1 protein-coding gene and 1 pseudogene are annotated in these 1,301 nt (G+C 66.9%); both read left to right on the top strand.

Annotation, left to right across the window (positions count from 1 at the left end):
• A pseudogene (gene cysW / locus MKZ91_RS31490) lies at nucleotides 1-234 on the top strand (sulfate/thiosulfate ABC transporter permease CysW); the annotation flags it as partial.
• 51 nt (nucleotides 235-285) lie between these two features.
• A partial coding sequence (locus MKZ91_RS31485; protein ID WP_336174945.1) for a sulfate/molybdate ABC transporter ATP-binding protein occupies nucleotides 286-1,301 on the top strand: 1,016 nt, incomplete at its 3' end.

Genomic DNA, 1,301 nt, shown 5'->3' with positions numbered 1-1,301 from the left:
TGCAACGCCCGCGCCATGGGCGAGTTCGGCGCCGTCTCGGTGGTCTCCGGCCACATCCGCGGCCAGACCAACACCATGCCGTTGCAGGTCGAAATCCTCTATAATGAATACAACTTCGTCGCCGCCTTTGCGGTGGCGGCGTTGCTGGCGCTGCTGGCGCTGATCACCCTCATCCTAAAGACGGCGCTGGAGATCCGCTACAGCGCCGAGATCGCCGCCAGCCGCAGGCACTGACCGCCCGTTGCAAGCATTTGACCGGCAAGCCGGTCTTGGAAAGGTATCGCCATGGACGTGCGCGTTCACAACATCCGCAAGGAATTCGGCCGCTTCCCGGCGCTCGACGACGTCTCGCTCGACATCCGCTCCGGCGAGCTGATCGCGCTTCTGGGCCCCTCCGGCTCCGGCAAGACGACGCTGCTTCGGCTCGTTGCCGGGCTTGAAAGCCCGACCGGCGGCACGATCTTCTTCGGCGACGAGGATGCCTCGCAAAAGACGGTGCAGCAGCGCAACATCGGCTTCGTCTTCCAGCACTACGCCCTCTTCCGCCACATGACCGTGCTCGACAACGTCGCCTTCGGCCTCAAGGTCCGTCCGTCAAGCCGCCGGCCGCCGGCGGCCGAAATCCGCAAGCGTGCGCTTGACCTTCTCGACCTGGTGCAGCTGTCCGGCCTCGACAAGCGTTATCCGGCGCAGCTGTCCGGTGGCCAGCGCCAGCGCGTGGCGCTTGCCCGCGCCATGGCGGTCGAACCCAACGTGCTTCTGCTCGACGAGCCCTTCGGCGCGCTCGACGCCCAGGTGCGCAAGGAACTGCGCAAGTGGCTGCGCGAGATCCATGACCGCACCGGCCACACGACGATCTTCGTCACCCATGACCAGGAAGAGGCGCTGGAGCTTGCCGACCGCGTCGTCGTCATGAGCAAGGGGGCGATCGAGCAGGTCGGCACCCCTGACGAGATCTACGACCATCCGGTCTCGCCCTTCGTCTTCGGCTTCATCGGCCAGTCGAACACGCTCGCCGTCACGCTTGCCAACGGCGAGATCTGGTTCGAGGACCGGCCGATCGGCCTGCGTGCGCCCTCCGAGCCCGACGGCCCGGCCAATCTCTACTTCCGCCCGCACGACATCGAGCTGATCGACGGCTGCGGCGGCTGTCTCGCCGGCCTCGTCACCGCCAGCCGCCGTGTCGCCGGCACCCGTCATCTCGAACTCGAGCTTGGCCGCAACCATCCCCATGTCGAGATCGAGCTCTCTCCCGAGCGCGCCGCCGCCGGCGACCACAGCCGCATCGCCTTCCGACCGAC

This window comes from Ensifer sp. MJa1, assembly GCF_037026475.1.
In the GTDB taxonomy this organism is placed as follows: Bacteria; Pseudomonadota; Alphaproteobacteria; order Rhizobiales; family Rhizobiaceae; genus Ensifer.
The sequence above is the reverse complement of the archived record's forward strand: the minus strand, read 5'-3'. Positions and strand labels throughout refer to the sequence as shown.